At 74.4% G+C, this 19,820-nt stretch carries 15 protein-coding genes; 5 read left to right on the top strand and 10 right to left on the bottom strand.

Annotated features, from left to right (window positions below; genetic code table 11):
- Positions 1–111 precede the first annotated feature (111 nt).
- Positions 112–1,137, top strand: coding sequence for a tetratricopeptide repeat protein (locus WMF17_RS18685; RefSeq protein ID WP_437603427.1), 1,026 nt, complete (start codon positions 112–114; stop codon positions 1,135–1,137).
- An 84-nt stretch (positions 1,138–1,221) separates the two neighbouring features.
- Here WMF17_RS18685 and WMF17_RS18690 read toward each other — a convergent pair whose 3' ends face one another.
- The 8 genes from WMF17_RS18690 to WMF17_RS18725 all read right to left on the bottom strand — a co-directional run bounded on the left by WMF17_RS18690 (position 1,222) and on the right by WMF17_RS18725 (position 9,266).
- Entirely contained in the window at positions 1,222–1,701 is a 480-nt protein-coding gene (locus tag WMF17_RS18690; protein ID WP_437603428.1) for an ATP-binding protein, read from the bottom strand.
- A complete protein-coding gene (locus WMF17_RS18695) occupies positions 1,698–2,282 on the bottom strand; it encodes a SpoIIE family protein phosphatase (RefSeq protein ID WP_437650636.1) in 585 nt (194 codons plus the stop codon). Before WMF17_RS18695 ends, WMF17_RS18690 begins: the two co-directional genes overlap by 4 nt.
- On the bottom strand, positions 2,279–3,064 hold the full coding sequence (locus tag WMF17_RS18700; RefSeq protein ID WP_437603430.1) for an anti-sigma regulatory factor: 786 nt from the start codon (positions 3,062–3,064) through the stop codon (positions 2,279–2,281). Before WMF17_RS18700 ends, WMF17_RS18695 begins: the two co-directional genes overlap by 4 nt.
- Positions 3,045–3,440 carry an STAS domain-containing protein gene (locus tag WMF17_RS18705; protein WP_157906757.1) on the bottom strand — a complete coding sequence of 132 codons (396 nt, stop codon included), beginning with the start codon at positions 3,438–3,440 and terminating at the stop codon, positions 3,045–3,047. Before WMF17_RS18705 ends, WMF17_RS18700 begins: the two co-directional genes overlap by 20 nt.
- Before the next feature lie 23 nt (positions 3,441–3,463).
- Complete coding sequence (locus tag WMF17_RS18710; RefSeq protein WP_437650637.1) at positions 3,464–4,813, bottom strand: STAS domain-containing protein; 1,350 nt, start codon at positions 4,811–4,813, stop codon at positions 3,464–3,466.
- Positions 4,814–5,359: 546 nt separating this feature from the next.
- Positions 5,360–6,043, bottom strand: a complete 684-nt coding sequence (locus WMF17_RS18715; protein WP_437603432.1) for a hypothetical protein — start codon at positions 6,041–6,043, stop codon at positions 5,360–5,362.
- A 205-nt stretch (positions 6,044–6,248) separates the two neighbouring features.
- The gene (locus WMF17_RS18720) at positions 6,249–8,612 is read right to left on the bottom strand and encodes a DEAD/DEAH box helicase (RefSeq protein WP_437650638.1); all 2,364 of its coding nucleotides are present in this window, start codon (positions 8,610–8,612) and stop codon (positions 6,249–6,251) included.
- Positions 8,613–8,732: 120 nt separating this feature from the next.
- Entirely contained in the window at positions 8,733–9,266 is a 534-nt protein-coding gene (locus WMF17_RS18725) for a hypothetical protein (protein WP_437603434.1), read from the bottom strand.
- Positions 9,267–9,493: 227 nt separating this feature from the next.
- Between WMF17_RS18725 and WMF17_RS18730 the strand changes: the two genes are divergently transcribed.
- Complete coding sequence (locus WMF17_RS18730; protein ID WP_437651360.1) at positions 9,494–10,969, top strand: hypothetical protein; 1,476 nt, start codon at positions 9,494–9,496, stop codon at positions 10,967–10,969.
- A gap of 15 nt (positions 10,970–10,984) precedes the next feature.
- Here WMF17_RS18730 and WMF17_RS18735 read toward each other — a convergent pair whose 3' ends face one another.
- Positions 10,985–11,863 carry a hypothetical protein gene (locus tag WMF17_RS18735; protein WP_437603435.1) on the bottom strand — a complete coding sequence of 293 codons (879 nt, stop codon included), beginning with the start codon at positions 11,861–11,863 and terminating at the stop codon, positions 10,985–10,987.
- Between the two features lie 325 nt (positions 11,864–12,188).
- Here WMF17_RS18735 and WMF17_RS18740 point away from each other — a divergent pair, with 325 nt between their 5' ends.
- From WMF17_RS18740 to WMF17_RS18750, 3 genes are all read left to right on the top strand, one after another.
- On the top strand, positions 12,189–13,619 hold the full coding sequence (locus tag WMF17_RS18740) for a TolC family protein (RefSeq protein WP_437650639.1): 1,431 nt from the start codon (positions 12,189–12,191) through the stop codon (positions 13,617–13,619).
- A 134-nt stretch (positions 13,620–13,753) separates the two neighbouring features.
- Positions 13,754–15,343 (top strand): 3,4-dehydroadipyl-CoA semialdehyde dehydrogenase, encoded by a 1,590-nt coding sequence (locus tag WMF17_RS18745; protein WP_437650640.1) that lies wholly within the window; start codon positions 13,754–13,756, stop codon positions 15,341–15,343.
- A gap of 63 nt (positions 15,344–15,406) precedes the next feature.
- Positions 15,407–16,963, top strand: a complete 1,557-nt coding sequence (locus tag WMF17_RS18750) for a protein kinase domain-containing protein (protein ID WP_437603438.1) — start codon at positions 15,407–15,409, stop codon at positions 16,961–16,963.
- A 28-nt stretch (positions 16,964–16,991) separates the two neighbouring features.
- Here WMF17_RS18750 and WMF17_RS18755 read toward each other — a convergent pair whose 3' ends face one another.
- Positions 16,992–19,697 carry a dynamin family protein gene (locus WMF17_RS18755; protein ID WP_437603439.1) on the bottom strand — a complete coding sequence of 902 codons (2,706 nt, stop codon included), beginning with the start codon at positions 19,695–19,697 and terminating at the stop codon, positions 16,992–16,994.
- Positions 19,698–19,820: the final 123 nt, after the last annotated feature.

The following is a 19,820-nucleotide window of genomic DNA, read 5'->3' on the forward strand; positions in this document are numbered from 1 at the left end:
GGGCTCGTCGCTGGAAATCCGGGCGGGTCGTGTTTGGAACAGCTTGAACGGTCGCTTTGACAGGGCTCCCTCTTGACTCTGGAGCCCCCTTCGCACACTTGTGGAGCCGCCATGGACCAGTTCTCGGCGCACCTCGATCGCGGGTGGGATCTTGTCCAGCGTGGCGACACGCGCGGAGCAGAGGCATCGGCCCGGCGGGCGCTCGAGCTCGATCCGAACTCGCCGGAGGCTCACAACCTGCTCGGCTTCGTCGCCGCCCTCGAGGGCGAGGGCGAGGAGGCCATCGAGGCGTACCGCCAGGCGATCGCCCTCGATGACACCTACCTGGAGGCGATGCTCAACGCCGCCGAGGTGTACATCCACCCGCTCGGCGATTTCGATCAGGCGATCGAGATGTGCGACCAGGCGCTCGATCTGGCCGAGGTCGATGAGGAGATCATCGACGCGCTCCTCCTCAAGTTCGACGCGCTCCTCGGCAAGGGCGATCTCGACGAGGCCGCTCAGGTCGCCGCCAGGATCCCCGAGGGCCCCTACGACAACCCGAACCACACGTTCCTCGTGGGCCGCGCCTTCTACGAGATCGGCCAGGCCGACAAGGCCGCCGCGCTCATCGAGGAGGCAGCGCTCAAGGATCCGCGGCATGCCGAGGCCCACTACTACCTCGGGCTCATCCGCGACGAGCGGGGCGATGTCCGCGGGGCGACGCAGGCCTTCCTGCGCTCGCGCGAGCTCGACGTCGAGCTCGGCATGCCCCCCTGGGCGCCGAGCCGCGACGGCTTCATGGCGCTCGCCGAGAAGACGATCGCCGCGCTCAACCCCGTGCTCCGGCGCTACGTCGAGGGGGCGGAGCTCTACATCTCCGACGTGCCCGGGATGGAGCTCGTGGCCGAGGGGGTCGATCCGCGCGCGCTGGTCCTCCTCGACGGCCTCGACGCCGACGAGCGCGAGCGCGGCCTCCGCGGCAGCGCCGAGGTCCACCCGTGCGCGCGCGTCTTCGTCTACGCCCTCAACGTCGCGCGCCTCGCGGGCAGCGTCGAGGCGCTCGACCGCGAGATCAACCTCGCGCTCGAGCGCGAGATCACCGCGACGTTCCTCGAAGCCGAGCAGAACGAGCGGACCGAGAAAGAGCTCAACTGACGCCGGCGGCCGTCCGCACGTCCGCACGCGAGAACGGCTGCGGGCGCCTGCGCGCCGCGGCGTCAGGGCGACCGGCGTCGCCGCTCACTTCCACTTGATGGCGATCACCTCGGTGCTGATGCCAGGCGCCGAGCGGATGACCACGGAGCTCATCAGCCGGTGCACGGCGCCGAGCCCGAGGCCGAGCCCCTGACCGGGCATCCTCGGCACAAGCCGCGCGGAGTTCGACGAGGACGGGCTGCGATCGCTCTTCGGCCCCACGTCCTCCAGCATCGCGATCTTCGGATCCAGGCCGGGGCCGGAGTCGCGCACGATCACCTCGACGCCCCAGCGGCCGCTCCCCGCCTGCGCGTCCTCGCGGATCGCGCGGATGCTGATGCTGCCGCCGCCGCCGTGGCGCACGGCGTTCGACACGAGCTCGGCGATCGCGATCGCGAGCTCGTGCTGCGCGCGCTCCGAGAGCCCCGCCCAGCGCGCGATCTGCGCGCCCTCGGCCGCGCAGGCGAAGCGATCCTCCTCGCGCGTGACGGGGATGCTGAAGGCTGGCGGGGTCCGCTGCGTCACGCCGCGCCCCTGTCGCGGAGCACGGCGACGACGCACGTCGCATCGTCGAACGACTTCTTGTGGACCTCCACGATCCGGCGCGCCATCTCCTCCGGATCGAGGTCGCGGAACGCGCCGAGATCGAAGCCGCTGGCGATGCCGTCCGAGTGCAGCAGGACGACATCGCCCGTGGCCACAGGGAAGCGAAAGCTGCGGAGCCGCCGCACGCGCCGCCCGAGGATCCCGGCGGAGCAGAAGATCGGCATGGCCGTGCGCGTGATCGCCTTCATCGCGATGTTGCCGACGCCCGAGAACTCGAGCTCGCCCGCGCTCTCGTCGATGCGCAGGAGCGCCGCCGCCGCGCCGCGCGTCGACGCGATGTGCTCCCCTGCCCCTGTCAGGAGATCCTCGAGCGGCATCGAGGCGTGGTCCTCCACGTAGCGACAGAAGGCGGAGGCCGCCTGCGCCGCGTGAGGACCGTGGCCGAGCCCGTCCGCGAGGCCGATCAGCACCCAGGGTGCCTGCCGGATCACCACCACCTCGTCGCCGGCAACCTCTTCGCCGGCCGCGACGCAGCACGCGGTCCCGATCGCGATCGTCATCCGAGATACTTCCTGACCGTCACGGTCGTCCCCGCGCCGGGCGCCGTCTTGACATCGAACGCATCCATGAGCGCCTTCGTGCCGCGGAGACCCGCGCCCATGCCGTGGCGCGAGCGGTACTTGCCGCTCAGGATCTCCTGCAGGTTCGAGATCCCGGGCCCGTGGTCCTGCGCGATGATCTCGATCGCCCGCATCGGCGAGGTGAGCGAGCGGACGACGATCTGCCCGTTGCCCGCGTACCTGACGATGTTGCGCCCGAGCTCCGAGATCGCGGTGACGATCTTCGTCTGCAGGACGTCGCCGACGAGGTGCTCGATGCAGAGCTCGCGGCCCGCAGACCGCGCGCGCAGCACGTCCTCCTCGTTGCGCACCTCGATGGTGATCTCGCGCGGCGCCGGGGCCGCGTGATCGAGCTCGCCGAGCTCGGTGATGCACCGATCGAGCTGCGCCTGGTCGCGGACGAACAGCTTCACCCCGCGCTTGACCTCGACGAGCAGGCGCCGCAGATCGCCCTCCCGCGCGTAGAGCGGGTCGACCTTCGCTTGCCGAATGCCGCAGTCGATCACGCTCTTCCTCACCGCGGGCGAGAGGAACTGCGCCAGCACCGTCTCGATCTGATCAGTGATCGAGCGGCCGACGATCTGCGGCGACGACGGCACAGGGCCGCGCGCCGACTGCGGCGAGCTCGGCAAGCGCGTCGACACCGGTCCACCGGACCGGCTCGACGGCGGCCCCGTGGCGCCGCCGCTGGAGGGCGGTCCGTCACGAGGAGGGATCTTCATGCGACACCTCGTTCGTGAGCTCCGGCGGCATCATGTCGTCCTCGGCGGACGGCGCGAGCATCTCGACGGCGCGCTCCAGGTTCAGCGCGGTCACGACGCCAGGGATCTCGAGATCCATCTCCACGAGGGCGATCGCGACCGCGGGACGCAGGCCGCACACCGCCGTCCGGACACCCATCAGCCGGGCCGTGAGCGCGATGTCACGGATGGCGCGGGTGAGATAGCTGTCGAGAATCTCGACGCCGGACAGGTCGACGATGAGACCGCGGGGTGAGCGCGCTTCGATCGACCCCGTCACGTCGTCGCGCAGCTGCTCGACCTGGCCGTCGGTGAGCCCACCCTGCACCGAGACGATTAAATTCCCGAAGAGGCCCACGATGGGGACCCTACCCGCTTGCATCAAGTGGACGTCTCCTTCCTCGCGCTGAGCTGCAGCTGTGACGTGGTCATCGGACCGCTGCCCGACGGATCGAATGCGGCCTGCGTGCCACCAGAGGTGAACGGCTGTCCTGCCGGCCTCTCGTCGCCGTTGGCCGCGCCGCGACGGCCGCCCATGAGGGACGAGAGCGTCGGCTTCTGGCCGGCGAGCGCCAGGCTCTCGCGCAGCGCGTGCTTCAGGTTGCGCGCGGCGCGGACGGTGCCGAGGTTGATGCCGAGCTCCACCATCGTCTGCGCGACCGCGGGCCTGACCCCGGTGATGCGACACCGCGCGCCGAGCAGCTCGACGGCCTTCATCAGCTTCATGAAGTGGTCGGCCGTCTGCGTGTCGATCACCTCGACGCCCGTCACGTCGATGATGACGTAGCGCGCCTGGCGACGGACGATCTCGTCGAGCAGCCGCTCCATGATCTGCGCGCTCCTGCGCGAGTCGACGACGCCGATGATCGGCAGCGCGAGGACGTCGTCCCAGAGCTCGAGGATGGGCGTCGAGATCTCGTCGATGGCGTAGCGGAGCCGCTCGACGAGCTCGCTCTTGGCGCTCTCGCTCTCGACCAGATCGCGGTTCTTCCCCTCGAGATCCTCGATGAGGCGCTTCTTCTCGGTCGCGTCGCGGAAGACGGCGACGGCGCCGGAGATCGAGCCGTCCTTGCCCCGCATCGGGCTCGCGCTCACCGTCAGGAACAGCCCCGTCGCGGGGCCGGCCTCGATGCGCGCATCGGCGAACACCGGCGGCAAGCGGACCGAGCGCGGCTCGGCGTCATCGCCCTGCGGCCCCGAGGCGGGGGCGAGGGTCGGCATGGCGCTGCCCGGCATGCCCTGATGCCGGCGGGCGAGCCGCGCGTCGTGCTCGGCGGACCTCCGCGCGAAGAGCTCCACCTGATCGACCGTGTCGCCGCGCAGCGCGCGCGCGAGCGGGTGCTCGGACGCAGGCCAGGGCGTCGCCTGGTCCGGGAAGAACAGCGTGGCGTCGCCGGGCCCCGGGTCGTCGCCCGATGCGAGGTCGAGCGGCGCGCGGCCGAGCATGTGCTCCGCGGCCGGATTGCGCATCAGGAGCTCGCCCTTGTGGTCCACGACGGCGACGCCGTCCGCCATGCTGTCGAGCACGAGCTTGAAGATGCCAGCCTGCCGCCGCAGCTCGTCCTCCGAGCGGGCCAGCTGCTCGCTGCGCTCGCGCGCCTCGCGCATCGCCCGGTCGAGCTGCGCGGCCTGCTCCTTCGCCGCGCGCTCGTGCCCCTCGATCTGCCGATCGAGCGTCACGATGCGCTCCGTGAGCCTCGCAACCTCTTGCCGCAGAGCTTCTTCGCTCATCGCGAACTCTCCGTCCTGAGCCCGCGCTCGCCGTACGCAGCGCTGGGCAGCGCATCTCTCCGATGCGCGCCGCGGCGAGCCGCCTTGCAGGCTCGCCCGAGATCTGCGCACCGGGAGGATGAGCCGCGCGGGCCGGACGAGACGGCCGCGGAGTGCGCCTGGCGCTCCGCCGTCCTGTCCGTCCTTTGCACGCTCGTAACGCTCATGTCTTCTCCTCGCAGGGTGCCCTCGCCCGCACGGGGACCGTGTCCAGCACCAGTCGAGAAACACAGCTTATCGCTAACCGGGCAACCTACCGTCAAGCTTCGCGTCGGCCGTGCGTGTCGCTTGTGGCGACGGCATCCGCCGTCGCCCAGACGAGGTAGCCCGTGCCCATACAACCTCGCCCTGCTCTGCGTCACGACGGACGTCCTCTGCCGCACCGCAGCGCGGCCGGGATCGGTCGCCGAGCACCTGGGCTTCCGCTTCGAGTGAGCGGATGGAAGGTCCGAACGCACGTGAGGTTCCTCGCGTGGGGCGCTCTGCGCGGAGAAGCGCGCCGGTCGATCAGTCGCCGAGGCTCTGGCGCTCACGCCGGCGCTTGGCCTTGCGCTTCGAGTCGGCCGGGCGCCGCGGGTCCGGCCCGCTCTCGCCGGTGGTCGGCGCGCCGGCGTCGAGCCAGCGCCACAGCGCCATCTGGTCGGCCGTCGCCCCGTGGCGGATGGCGCGCTTCAAAATTTTCTTCGCGAGCACCAGCTTGCCGCACCGGGCGAGCGCGTGGGCGTAGCTCGCGGCGATGTCGGCCTCGCCCGTCTGCGCCTCGGTGGCCTGCGCCAGGAGCGGCAAGGCGTCCTGGGGGCGGTTCAGGGCGACGTCGTAGAGGTGGCCCAGGTTGTGGGCGTACCACGGGTTCTCGGGCGCGATGGCCAGGGCGCGCTCGTAGGCGCGCGCGGCGTAGCGGTAGTTGCCGAGCAGCGACTGCGCCAGGCCGAGCACCGCCCACGCGCCGTCGTCCTCCTCGTGGAACTGCAGCACGCGGCGCGCGAAGAGCGCGGCGCGCCACGGGTCGTGCTCGACGCCCATCTCCGCGAGGTGGCGGTGCGCATAGAGCCACGGCTCGCTGCCGGGCGCCGTCGCGCGGGCCAGGCGCGCGAGCAGCGGGAGGACCCTGTCCGCGTCGAGCTTGTCAGCAAGCGCTCGATCGATGTCCCGTCGAAGCCGGTCGATATCCTCCGCTCCACTTCGCGCCATCCGTTCCGTGATACGACCAGTGGGCGAGCTTGGCTAGCGCGTTGCGCGCCGGGAGGCGCCGCCTGAACGGCGTCGCACGCGAGCGCCCACCGACGTACGCCGGCGGGCGGAGTCTGGCGCGCGCGGGGACAGCGGGGAGCGCCTGCGCGGAGCCCGGTCCGCCGCCTCGTCACGGCGGACCGACACGCCCGGCGGCGCGCCGCGCTCAGGCGTCCTCCGTCACCTCTTCGGCGCTTGACGTGCGCTCCCGAGCCTGCTCCGCGCGCGCCTCCTTGCCCGCGATCGTCGCGCCGTTCAGCGCCGCCACGACCCGCGCGAGATCCGCCTTCGGGACGCTGACGAACGCGTTGCGCTCGCGCACCCGGATGCGCCGGATGTCGCCCTTGGACATCCCGGCCTGCTCGATGAGCACGCGCTGGAAATCAGCCGCGCGCGCGCCGTCGCGGCGACCCAGGTTGATGAAGACCTCGACGAACTCGCCGTCCGTCTCGTCGCGCGAGGGCTCGGCGCGCGGCGCCTCGCCGGGCTCGCCGCTCTCGATCTCGACCGCGGGCTCGCCGGGGGGCGAGGGCGCAGCGCTGCTCACGCGCTCGCGATCGCCGCCGCGCGACGCGGGCGAGCCGGGCGGCGGGGACGGCGGCTCGCCGAGGATCGGCTCGTCGTCGCCCTCCTCCTCCGGCGGCTGCCACATGGTGAAGTCGGCATGGCGGGAGAACGGCTGGCCCGGCGCACCGCCCTGAGGCCGGCCAGGTGCGGCGGCGACGCCGGCCGCGGCAGGGCCTCGGCGCGCCGACAGCAGCGTCGCGGTGCCGGGGCGGTCGCGCAGGCGCTCTGCCGGGCCGCGACCCGGCGCGCCCTCGCCCCGCGGCGACTCGAGCCGCATCAGCGGCTCCGGCCGCGTGAGCGGCTCGACCGAGACGGGACCCTCGTCGCGCGCCCTCGTCACCTCGGGCCGGCGCGGATCGAGCCGCAGATCGTCCCCGGCCGGCGCGTCCGCGCCGCGCGGCCCGCGCCGCCCCTCGTCCCGCCGGAGGCGCAGCGATCTGCGATCGCGCTCCCGCCCGCGGTCCCGATCGCCCTCGCGCGCGGGATCGCGCTCGCTGCTGCGCTCCGTCTCCGGCGGACGCGGATCGGCGGAGTCGGCCGCGCGCGGGATCGCGTCGCGCGGCGCGCGCCCCTCGCCCCGCGCGCTCGCGCGCGCCGCTGGCTCGGGCCTTGTCGAGGGCTCGGCGCCCTCGCGCGCCGCCGCGCGCTGCGGCTGCTGGGCGCGCCGCGCCGCGCTCGCTTCCTCCTGCGCCGTCGGCCGCGCGCCGAGGTGGTCGCGCAGGAGGCCCGCCACGATCGCCTCGGCCTGGTCGTGCGTGAGCAGCCGGCGCGCGAGCGAGAGATCGGCGGGGTGCGTGCCCTTCGGCAGGAACGCCTCGGCGAGCATCGCGACGAGATCGGCCTCGGCGCGCGTCTTGAGCTCCCCCTCCGTGGGGAGCTGCTTCTCGAGCGGCCGGATCTTGTACGTCAGCCGGAGGATGTAGAGCGGCCCGACGTCCTGCGGCGTGATCAGCGCGATCGCCGTGCCGGTGCGCCCCGCGCGGCCGGTGCGGCCGGTGCGGTGCACGTACGCCTCGGCGTCCTGCGGGAAATCGTAGTTGATGACGTGCGTGAGGTGCGAGATGTCGATGCCGCGGGCCGCCACGTCGGTGGCGACGAGGAAGCGCAGGCGCCCCTCGCGCGTCGCGCTCATCACCTTCTCTCGATCCGACTGCGGCAGATCGCCGTTCAGCCAGTCGGCGTCGTAGCCCTGGCGCTTCAGCGCCCCGGCGACGGCCTCCGTCTCGTCCTTTGTGTTGCAGAAGACGACCGCGTTCTCGGGGTTCTCGACCTCGATGATGCGGATCAGCGACGTCAGCTTGTCGCCCGTGATGAGGTAGACGTAGTGCTGGATCTGGAGCGCGCCGACCGCGTCGCCCGAGAGGGTGATGAACTCGGGCGAGCGCAGCTTGCTGCGCGCGATGCGCTCGATGTCGGGCGGGAGCGTCGCCGAGAACAGGAGCGTCTGCCGCTCCGGCGGCAGCTCGGCGAGGATCGCGGTGAGCTCGCGCTCGAAGCCCATCGAGAGCATCTCGTCGCACTCGTCGAGCACGAGCAGCCGGATGTGCTTGGCGACGATGGTCCCGCGGCGCAGGTGGTCGAGCACGCGGCCCGGCGTGCCGACGATGACCTGCGCGCCGGCGGCGAGCGCGTCGATCTGCCGCTGCATCGGCGCGCCGCCGTACACGGCGACCACCTTGATGCCCTTGCGCTTGCCGAGGCGCTCGACCTCCGCGGAGACCTGGACCGCGAGCTCTCGCGTCGGGCACAGCGCGAGCACCTGCGCCTGCGCGAGCGAGCGCTTCACGGCGTGGTCGACGATCGGGAGCCCGAAGGCCGCCGTCTTGCCGGTGCCGGTGCGCGCCTGCACCACCGCGTCGCGCCCGCGCGTGACCGGCTCCCACACGGCGAGCTGCACCGGCGTCGGGTGGACGTAGCCAATCTCCGCGAGCGTCTCGCGCAGCTCGGACGACAGGGGCAGCACATCGAATGTGGGAAGCGGCTGGGGCTTTTCGCCGGTCGGCGCTTCACCCGCCACTGCGGCAGGGGGAGAAGGAACGGTCATGTCGGTCATATCGTCCTGCGTGATCGCCGCGTCGGGGTATTATCTCGGGGACACGGGCCCAAGCTGGCCATCGACGATCGCCCGGACCCGACGCCGTAGCGGAGCCAGATCGCCTGCCTCGCGCCGCGCTGCGTGCTCCTCCGCATAGCGGAGCCGCTCGATGGCGTCGAGAGCGCGCTCGTTCTCCGCGGAGCCCCGGCACGAGACGGCGACTCCGTCCCGGTAGGTCCACGCCGGAGCGAGCGTGCTCCGGAACCGGGCGAGGGCGGCGTCCTCCCCGTCGGTCCCGGGGGCGGCCTCCCTGGCGCGCTCGACGGCCCGGACCAGCGCCAACAGGCCCTCCTCGCAGCTCCCGTAGGGCGACGGCCGGGCCGGCAGGAAGAAGACCTGCCGGATCAGCTGGAGGGTGCACGAGACGATGATGAGCGCGGCGAAGCTGTAGTAGGCGACCAGGGCGATGCGCCGGCCGCGGGCGCGAGGCCCGCCGGGGCGCCGCCGCCCGCCGGGCGATCGCGCCTCGGTCCCTGGCACGGCCGGGGCAGGAGCGATGGGCGCGGGTGCTTGGGCGGGCATGAGAGCTGCGATTCCTTGGGCGGGAAGTTGTGCGCGGGTGGCGCGCGGCCAGGCGCGCGGGCCGCTCTATGATGTCGCTCAGGTTGCGAGCCGGGGCGCCCTGGAGCCGGGCCCGGCCAATGCAGGTCGGGCTCGCTTCCGCGGTCCCTTCCGTGCGGGCCAGTGCTATCACCTCGCCGCGGGCGCGACGAGATGCTGTTGGACCGGAGCAGCGCGAGGTGACCGAGATGACCGCGGCGCGCCGTGCCGCCCGCCGCCCCGCTGCGGCGCTCGCCGCGGTGGCCCTCGTCCTCGGCCCGCCGCAGGCCGCGCCGGCCCAGCCGCTCCGGGACAACGCCTACACCATCGACCTCTTCCAGGGGCCGATCCTGGCGCCGCTGCGTGTGACCGGGATCGCCGGCGCTTACGCCGGTTACGCCGAGGGAATCGCCGGTATGGTGGCCAACGCCGCCGCGCCCGCGGTCCGCGAGCCCTTCAGCGTGAAATGGCTCGAGGCCGACGTCGCCGCGTCGATCTCGATACCCATCGAGCTCTTCGAGAACAACGACTTCGATAACAGCGGCGACATCGACCTCGACTACTCGAACTTCGTGTACCTGACCCTCGGCGGCCAGCTCCAGGCGGGCGATTTCGGCGTCGGGGTCAACGCCGAGCTGCAGCGGTACTCGCTGAGCGACGCCGACGGGGTCGAGACCACGGTCGTGACCGGCAAGTACCATTTCCTCGGCGGAGTCCGCCTGCTCGGCGACGCGCTCGTGCTGGGCGCCGGCGCCCGCGCGGTGACGCTCAGCCTCGGCGCGGAGCAGAGCGACCTGACGATCGCGGGCATCTCCCCGGAGCTCGGGATGCTCCTCCGCCCCGACTGGGCGTCCTACCGGCTCGGCGCCACGTTTCGCTTTCCGGTGAACGCGGGCCGGCTGCTCGGCGAGGACGTGGTCGTGGACGGGCAGGTCTGGCGCGCCGGCGGGCTGATCCTGCCGGACGAGGTCGTCCTCCCGTGGGAGCTCGAGATCGGGCTCGCCGTGCAGGTCGGGCCGCGCCCGCTCAACCCGGCGTGGATCGACCCGCGCGCTCAGGAGCGGGAGCTCCGCGACGCGATCGCGCGCAGGCGAGCCGCGCGGGAGGCGCGGCGGGAGCGCCAGCTCGGCGCGATCGTGGAGCCGGAGGAGCGCGCCCGGCGGGCGCGGATCTTCGCGCTGGAGCGCGCGCGCGAGCGCGAAGCCGACGAGCGCGAGCTCGCCGCGGGGCCGGACGTCCTCCAGAGGGAGCGGCGCGCCCGCTACTGGAACTGGCCGCGCGAGCACCTGCTCATCACCGCGGAGCTCCTCGTCACGGGCGCGGTGTCGAACGGGGTGAGCCTCGAGCATTTTCTGGCGCAGCACCAGCCGGAGAGGGAGAACGACGCCTCGGTGGTGGGCACCTCGGGCGCGCACGTGAGCTTCTCGCCGCGGTTCGGGATCGAGACGGAGCCGATCCCGGGCCGCGTGCACACGCGGTTCGGGAGCTACTACGAGCCGAACCGCTACGGCCGCCTGGGGAGCGGGCGCCTGGGACGGCAGCACTTCACCTTCGGCGCGGACATCCGCGTGCTGTCGACGACCCTCTGGGGGCTGCTCCCCGAGGTCGCCTACACGCTGCAGGCGTCCATGGACTTCGCGCCCCGCTACGACAGCGTGAGCGCCGGCATCGGCGTCTGGCACTGAGCGCCGCGCGGCGGCTCACGCCGAGAGCGCGCGCTGGCGGTGCTCCGCGAGGAGCACGCGGAGGTGGCTCATCCGGGCGGGGTCGCGCTTGCCGAACTCGTCGAGCGCCGCGGCGACCGCGACCGGAGCGCCGCCGCGGGGCTCCTTCCGGAGCGCCCGCGCCGCCAGCGCGAGCGCGCGCGGGCGCAGCACCTCGTCGATGCAGAGCCGCACGGGCGGAGGCCGCCACGCGGCGTCGCGGTACCCCCCCGGCCGCGCGGGCTCCAAGACGGACGCGAGGCCGTCCGCCTTGGCCTGCATGGCGGAGAGGAGCTCGCGCTCGATCGCGCTGCCCTCCTCGCGATCGCCGGAGCGCTCGATGGTGAAGATCGCGTGGGGCGCGCCGCGCCGCGCGCCGCGGAGCCAGTCCTTGCGCCAGCGCACCGCCGTGGCCCGGCTGATGGTCGCCTCGCCGCGCGCGACGAGGCCCGTGAAGGCGCTGAGCATCAGCACCTCGAACGGCGAGAACGCATCGCGGCCCTGCGCGCCGGCGATGCGCGAGAGGTTCGCGGCGACGGCCGGGAGCCCCGCGTCGATGGCGTCCGCCGAGCAGAAGAGCGTCGAGCCCGCGCTCGTGGGGCGGAACTCCGTCAGGCTCACGCCCTCGCCGGCGCCGTACCATCCGAAGAGCGTGCTCACGGTGCCCCGGCGGGCGCCGTCGGCGGAGCAGTACGACCACGTGGTGCCCCAGAGCTCGAACAGCGAGCGCACGATCCACCGCGAGAGCTTCATGCCGACCGCCAGGATCGCGACGAACAGCGTCGCGGAGACGAGGGAGCTGTCCGCGGACTCGGCGAGGCCGGTCAGGAGCAGCAGGTAGAGCGCCGTGTACGCAAGCAGCAGGCCGCTCGTCATCGCGCTCAGGAACAGCTCGATCCTCGGCGAGGCGCCGTGCTGTCTGGACCGTCGCCACACGGCGCGGCGCGGAGGCTCGCCGCAGCGGGCGCAGGGATCCGCGGCGCCGCATCGCCGCCTCTTTCCGCAGCCGAGGCAGATGTCATTCGGGGGCAACCGGCTTGGCATCGGTGATCCAGAATAGTGGCGCATCCGTGTTCCGTCGCCATCACTTGGCCTGCCCCCTGGCCCTCACCTACGGTTTCGCACACGCGCGCAGGCCCGGACAGTGCCCCCGTCCGCTTCGGGCTTGTCGTCGCGCGATGGACAGCGCATCGAGTCGCGCATGCCCCGTCGCCGGCTCCGCATGGTCGCTGTCCGCACCCTCGCCTTCCTCGCCCTTCATCAAGGCGTCGCCCTCGCGCAGCCGGCGCCTCCCCCGGGGCGGCCGGGCCAGCAGGCCCCGGCGGCGGCGGCCCCCGCGGCGGCGCCGGCGCTGCGGCGCATCGAGGTGAACGACCCGGCGCTCGCGCCCGTCCCGCCGCCGGCGCGCACGCTCACGAGCTGGAACGAGGCGCGCGCGATCATCGACCAGCGCTCTGTCGATCTCGTCGTCGCCGTGCAGGAGGTCGCCCGCGCCGAGGGCATCGCGCGGCGGGCGCTCGCCGCGGCGCTGCCGAGCCTCGACGCGACGGGCAACCTGACCCACCACCTCGCGGGCGACGAGACGATCGTTGGCGCACCGGCGGGCCTGACGCCCCAGGGGACCAGCGCCTCGGCGTCGCTGAGGCTCAGCCAGCCGATCCTCGCCCCGCGCGCGTGGTACGGCATCGGCACCGCCAACCTGTCGGTCGAGGTCGCCAAGCTGAGCCTGGAGGATCGCCGCCGCGTCACGATCGGCGCGGTCGCGGACGCCGTCGTCTCGATCGTCACGGCCGAGCGGGTCAGCGAGGTCAACCGCGTCGGGCTGCGCAGCGCGCTCGAGCTGCTCGAGCTCACGCGGCGCCGGGAGCGCCTCGGCACCGGCACCAAGCTCGACGTGGTCCGCGCGGAGCAGGACGTCGCGCTCGCCCGCGCGACGCTCGTTACCGGCGACGAGTCGCTGCGCAGGTCGCGCGAGGCGCTCGGGGCCGTGCTGGGCGAGCGCGGCGAGGTCGGCGTCCCGCAGACCTTCTCGCTCAACGGGATCGCGGCGGATATGCAGTCGCAGTGCGCCAAGGGGCGCTCGGATCAGCGCGCCGACGTCCGCGCGGCCCGGGCCGAGCTGGAGATCGCCGAGCGCAACCTCACCGACGCGAAGCTCGCGTTCGCCCCGTACGCCGAGCTGTCGAGCACGCTGCAGGCCCAGACCCAGTTCGGGAACGATCAGGGCATCAGCCGGCGGTCGTGGGACTGGTCCATCAGCGCCGTGCTCACCATCCCCATCTGGGACGGCGGCGCGCGCTACGGCGATCTCCGGGTGAACCGGGCGCTCGTCGAGCAGCAGCGGGCGCGCATCGGCCTGGCGGAGCGCGCGGCCGAGCTCGATTCGACGCAGGCGGTCCGGAGCGTCGCCGTCGCCGAGCAGGCGCGCGCGGTCGCCGAGCAGTCGCGCGACCTCGCGCGCGAGACCGCGCGCCTCACGCAGGTCGCGTTCGAGGCCGGCACTGTGACGAGCTTCGATCTCGTCGAGTCCGGCCGCAGGCAGCGCCAGGCCGAGATCGACCTGGCGGTGCGGGAGTTCGAGGTGGTGAAGGCGAAGATCTCGGCGCTGCTCGCGTCCGCCTCCTGCAAGTAACCTCGCGCAGGGAACGAAGCGACGCGAGGGCCCGCGCGACGCGGCCGAGCGCGTGCTCCGCGCGACCGGCGAGGCGGCGATCCGTCCCGCGTGGGGGTTGTGCCGAGCGACCGCGCGAGTAGGCTACGCGCCCCATGGAGCGGCTCGAGAGCTACGTCGAAGGGCAGTGGATCGCCGGTCAGGGAGCGCCGCACGCGCTCGTCAACCCCGCGACCGAGGAGCCGCTCGCCGAGACGAGCACGGACGGGCTCGACCTCGCGGCCGCGGTGGCGTTCGCGCGCGCGCAGGGCGGGCCTTCCCTCCGCGCGCTCACGTTCGCGGAGCGCGGCGAGCTGCTCCGCGCCATGTCGCGCGCCGCGCACGCGCACCGCGACGCGCTCATCGACGTCGCCATCCAGAACGGCGGCAACACCCGCGGCGACGCCAAGTTCGACGTCGACGGCGCGATCGGGACGCTCGCCTACTACGCCGACCTCGGCGCCCAGCTCGGCGACGCGCGGCTGCTCGCGGACGGCGAGGGCGTGCAGCTCGGGCGCTCGCCGCGGTTCTTCGGCCAGCACATCCTCGTCCCGCGCCCCGGCGTCGCGGTGCACATCAACGCCTTCAACTTCCCCGCGTGGGGGCTCGCGGAGAAGGCCGCCTGCGCGCTCCTCGCGGGCATGCCCGTCCTCACGAAGCCCGCGACGAGCACGGCGCTCGTCGCCTTCCGGCTGATGAAGATCTTCACCGAGCGCGCCCCGCTCCCGCGCGGCGCGCTCTCCTTCGTCGCCGGCCCGCCGGGCGATCTCCTCGCGCAGCTCGGCGGCGAGGACGTCCTCGCGTTCACCGGATCGAGCGCCACCGGCGCGGCGCTCCGGCTCCTGCCGGGCCTCGCGCGGGAGAGCGTCCGCGTGAACGTGGAGGCCGACAGCCTGAACGGCGCGGTCCTCGGCCCCGACGCCGCCCCCGGCTCCGAGACGTACGCGATGTTCCTCCGCGACGTCGCGCGCGACATGACCCAGAAGGCCGGCCAGAAGTGCACGGCGATCCGGCGCATCTTCGCGCCCGCGGCCGTCGTCGACGCGGTGCGCGACGACCTCGTCGACCGCCTCCGCGACGCGCGGGTCGGCGATCCCGCGCAGGACGGCGTCACCGTCGGTCCGCTCACCACGGCCGAGCAGCTCCGCGGCGTGCGCGCGGGCATCGAGCGCCTCGCGGCGGGGGCGTCGGTGGCGCTCGGCGGGACCGGGCCGTTCGAGAAGATCGGCGTTCCCGACGGAAAGGGGTACTTCGTGCCGCCGACGCTGCTCGTCGCGCGCGGCCCCGACGGCGCGCCCGCGGCGCACGAGCACGAGGTCTTCGGCCCGGTCGCGACGCTCTTTCCTTACGACGGCGGCGCGGCGCACGCCGTCGCCCTGCTGCGCCGGGGCCGCGGGAGCCTCGTCTGCGCCGTCTACAGCGACGACCGCGCCTTCGCGGCGGAGGTGCTGCTCGGCGTCGCGCCGTACCACGGCCGCGTCCTGCTCGGCAGCGAGAAGGTCGCCGATCAGGCGCCCGGCCCCGGCACCGTGCTCCCCCAGACGATCCACGGCGGCCCGGGCCGCGCGGGCGGCGGCGAGGAGCTCGGCGGTCTGCGCGGGCTCCACCTCTACTCGCAGCGCACGGCGGTGCAGGGATCGCGGCCGATCCTCGAGGCGATCCTCGGGACGAAGGGCGACCCCCGGCCCGCGCCGGCGAGGCCGTAATCGCGAACGCCTGGGGTAGCCCTTCTAGAAGGACGCAGAGGACTCTATGGTGCAGTCTCGCTCATGAGCGCGGGCCCGGAACTCATCGGCCGAACCATCGCGGGGCGCTTCCGCGTCACGGGCTTCATCGGCGAGGGCGCGATGGCGGCGGTCTACCGCGGCGTGCAGGACGGCGAGCCGCGCGACGTCGCCATCAAGATCATGCACCCGCAGCTCCTCGGCGACGAGACCTTCATGACCCGCTTCTACCGGGAAGCGAAGGCAGCCTCGCGCCTCCGCCACCCGAACACGGTGCAGATCCTCGACTCGGGGGTGGAAGGCCACCTGCCGTACATCGTGATGGAGCTCGTCTCGGGGCAGGATCTGTTCGAGGTCCTGCTCGCCGAGCGCCGCCTCTCCGAGGCCCGCGCCGTGCGGATCCTGATCGGCATCGCCGACGCCCTCGCCGCCGCGCACGCGCGGGCCATCGTGCACCGCGACCTCAAGCCCGAGAACGTGATGATCCTGCGGGATCCGGCGGATCCGTCGGTCGAGCGCGTGAAGGTGCTCGACTTCGGGATCGCGAAGATGGTCGAGGGCGGCGCCCGGGCCGGCGACGACGGGCCGAACAGCGCGCCGATCAGCGTCTGGGGCTCGGTCACGACGGTCGGTATGGTCGTCGGCACGCCGGCGTACATGTCCCCGGAGCAGTGCCGCGGCGACCCCGTCGACGGGCGCAGCGACGTGTACGCGTGCGGGATCCTCCTGTTCCTGCTCGTCACCGGCCGGCTCCCCTTCCCGCCCACGTCCCTCGTCTGGGAGGTGGCCATGGATCACCTCCGGAAGCAGCCGCCCGCGCCGAGCCTGTTCCTGCCGCAGATCCACCCCGCGCTGGAGGCGATCATCCTCACCGCGCTCGCGAAGTGGCCGAGCCAGCGCCAGCAGGGCGCGCGCGAGCTGCGCGAGGAGCTCGAGCGGCTCCTGCCCCACCTGTCGGACGCGCTGCTCCCCGCCGCCCAGACGAGCGCGCTCGCGGACGCACCGACCGTCGAGTCGGCGATGCCGGTGTCGATCCGGAGCACGATGACGGCCGCGCCGCCGCTGCGCGAGATCGATCTGCCGCCGCCGGCGCAGCGGGGCGAGGTGCTGGCGAAGGCCATGTTCCGCGAGGGCGCGCTCACGGAGGGGCCGGCGTCGAGCGCGATCTCGTCGCGCGCCGCGACGCTGCCGGGCGGCGCCCTCCGGCACGACCCGCCCGCCGGGCCGACGCCCGAGGACCTCTCGCGCACGCTCCCGCAGGCGCGGCGGATCGGCACCCCGTCGAGCGATCCGCCGGCGAGCGACGTCGTGATCCACGATCGCAAGGACTTCGCTCCGCTCTTCTCCCCGTCGGGCGCCCGCGCGCCGTCCCCCCGGCCGGAGGCGCCGCGCGGCCCCGGGGCGCCCGTCGCCGCCGCGCCGCCGCCGTACCCCGCGCGGCCCGCGGCCGAGCACGTCATCGAGGTCACGCCGCTCGTGGCCCGGCGGGATCGCCGGCCGCCCCCGCGCCCGACCGACCTGTGGCTGGTCCGGCTCGCGGTGCCGCTGGCGCTCGTGATCGGGCTGGCGCTCGGGGTGCTCGCGTTCTTCCTGAGCCGCTGACGCGGCGCTCCCTCGAGCCCGGCCGCGCTCAGGCGCGCGAGGCGTGGACCGGCGGCTCGCGCGCCTCGAAGGCGGCGCGGAGCGCCTGCGCGCGCAGCTCGACCGCCGCCGAGGCCGGCGGCGGCACGGGCGCCTCCGCCTCGGCCGACAGCGCCATCGCGAAGGCGTCGATCGCGGCCTCGACAACGCCCTCGATCGAGCGCGCCGCGAGCTCATCGGGGGCGTCGTGCACCGCCACCATGCCCATCAGGACTGCGCGCACGTGGGCCGCCGCCCGCGGCGACGGCGCGGCGCCCGCATCCTCCACGCCGACCTCGTTGTCATCGTCGACGCCGCGCGCGCGGCGCGCCCCCGGCTCCGCGCCCGCGTGGGCCGCCCGCGCGATCTCGGCCGACAGCGGCCAGCTCAGCCGCGTCACGAGCCGCTCCTGCACGTAAGCGCGGACGCTGGCGTCCGTGCGCTTGCGCTCCTCGGGCAGCGCCGCGATCGGGCGCAGGTCGGCCGCGAGCTCCCGGCGCGCGGGCTCGAGCGCCTTGTCGATCGCCGCGGCGATCGTCCGCCGCTCGCGGCGCAGGTAGGCCGCGCTCGCGCGGAGCCGGTCGGCCTCGGCGCGCGCCCTTCGCCCGGCCTCGCGGTCCTCCGCGGCGCGGGCCGAGGCCGCCTGCGCGAGCTCGGCCGCGATGCGGCCCGCCTTGCGCCGGAGCGCGCGCTCGCGCAGCGCGTCGCTCGCGTCGACGATCTGCTCGGCGAAGAGCGCCTCGACCTCGGCCCACCCCGAGGCCGCGAGCGCCGCCTCGTCGCCGAGCCGCCCCTTCAGCGAGAGCCGCGCCGAGAACGCGATCGGCGGCGTGAGCGAGGTGATGGCGCTCGCCGCCAGGCTGTCGCGCACGTGCGCGAGCACCGTCTCCAGGGCGTCGGGCTTGAGCCGATCGGCCTTGTTCGCGAGGATCTGCACCGGCACGCCGAGCGCGCTGATCTCGGAGAGCACCCGCCGCTCCGACTCCTTCATCGCCTGGGGCGCGTCGAGCAGCCAGATGACGACGTGGGCCTCGTCGAACGCCCGCCGCGCCTCCGCGATGTGGTCCGGGTCCGGCGCGTTGAAGCCGGGCGTGTCGAGGATCTCGACGCGCTTGAGCCGCTCGATCGGCGCGTAGATGAAGACCCGCGCGACCTTCGCGCCGGAGGCGCCGAGCGCGCGCAGCGTGTCCTTCACCGCCGCGTGCGGCACGACGCGGTCCTGGCCGCCGCGCACGACGATGCGCGCGAACGGATCGGGCGCCCAGGCGACCCAGTGGAGCGTCGCGGTCGTCGGCAGGACGCCGGTCGGCGCCACGTCCTCGCCGAGCAGCGCGTTCAGGAACGTGCTCTTGCCGGCGTTGAACTCGCCGAGCACGGCGGCGCGGAGCGGGCGCTCGCGCTCCACCGCGAGGGCCTCGGTCGCCGCGAGCAGGTCGAGCCGATCGAGGCGCTTGGCCGTGCGCGCGAGCTCGCGCAGCACGTCGCCCCACGCCGCGGCGGCGGCGCGGGACCCGGCCGCGCCCTCCGCGGGGGAGAGCCACGCGCGCACGATCGCGCGGCGCATGTCGTCGGCCCACGCCGCGCCCTCGCCGGTCACCGCGTCGAGCGCGTCGAGCGCCTCGCCCCCCTGCCCCTCGGACGCCATGGCCGCGGCGTCGCGCAGCCGGACGAGGTCGGGCGGGAGCGGCGGCGCCGTCGCGCCGCGCAGGTCCACGCCCGCCGCCCGCGCCGCGAGCGCGTCGAGCGCGCCGAGGTCGCGGGTCTCGACGGCCATGCGGAGCAGCGCCGCCGCGGCCGTGCGATCGCCGGCGGAGAGCCCGCGCGCGAGCGCTCGCCGCGCGTCGTCGCGCCGCCCCTCGGCGAAGGCGAACGCGGCGGCCCAGGTCGGCTCGTCGAGCGCGCCCGCGGCGCGGACGACGCGGCGCACGCGGTCGACGACGAGCACGTCGCGGGAGGCGGCGACGAGCGAGGCGCAGAGCTCCGCCGCGCCGGGGACATCGAGCACGAGCGCCCGCAGCCCGAGGTCGAGCGCCCGCGCCACCTCGGCGGGCGACGGCGCGGCCGCGGGGGCGCCCGGCGCGGCGCCCGCCTCGGCCAGCGTGAGGCGGGCCAGCACGAGGGCGGCGCGCCCCTCGATCGCGGTGGGCTCGCCCAGGATCTCCGCGGCCGCGCGCGCGCCATCGAGGTCACCGTGCGCGAGCGCGCACTCGGCGCGGCGGAGGGCGGCGTCGCGGTCGGGCACGGTGGAGAGCGGCGCCGGGATGCGGTCGAGCCAGCGCTGCGCGCGGGCCGGATCGCCGGCGGCGAGGTCGAGGTCGCAGAGGTCGAGCAGCGCGAGCCGCGCCGCGTCGCGCTCCTCGGGCGCCGTGGTGGCCCGCTCGAGCGCGTCGCGCGCGCCGTCCCAGCCGACGCGCCGCCCTGCGCGCCCGAGGCGGAGCCACACGTCGGCGCGCCAGGGCACGCGCTTCGCGAGGTCGGTGAGCGCGGTGACGACCTCCTTGTCGAGCCACGCGTCCTCCGCGGCGTCGGCCCAGAGCGCGAGCCCGACGGCCGAGTCGGGCAGGACGGAGAGGATGCTGCGGGCGTGCTCGCGGGCCTCGAGCGGCATCCCCTTCGCGAGCGCGGCCTCGGCGGCGCTGCGCTCGTTCTCGAGGCCGAGGGCGAGGATCTCGACCCGCCCGAAGAATCGGTTCAGCGCCTCGACGAGCCTCGCCATGGGCGGGATGAGAGCCTTGCGGGAGGGCGCTCGTCCAAGAAAATCGGCCAGGTCGCGGCCCGGGCGGGGGCGTTCGGGGTGCGGCTCGGGTCGCCCGTCGTGCCGGGCGGGACGAGGCCTCGC

The sequence above is a fragment of the Sorangium sp. So ce362 genome (assembly GCF_051519845.1).
In the GTDB taxonomy this organism is placed as follows: Bacteria; Myxococcota_A; Polyangia; order Polyangiales; family Polyangiaceae; genus Sorangium.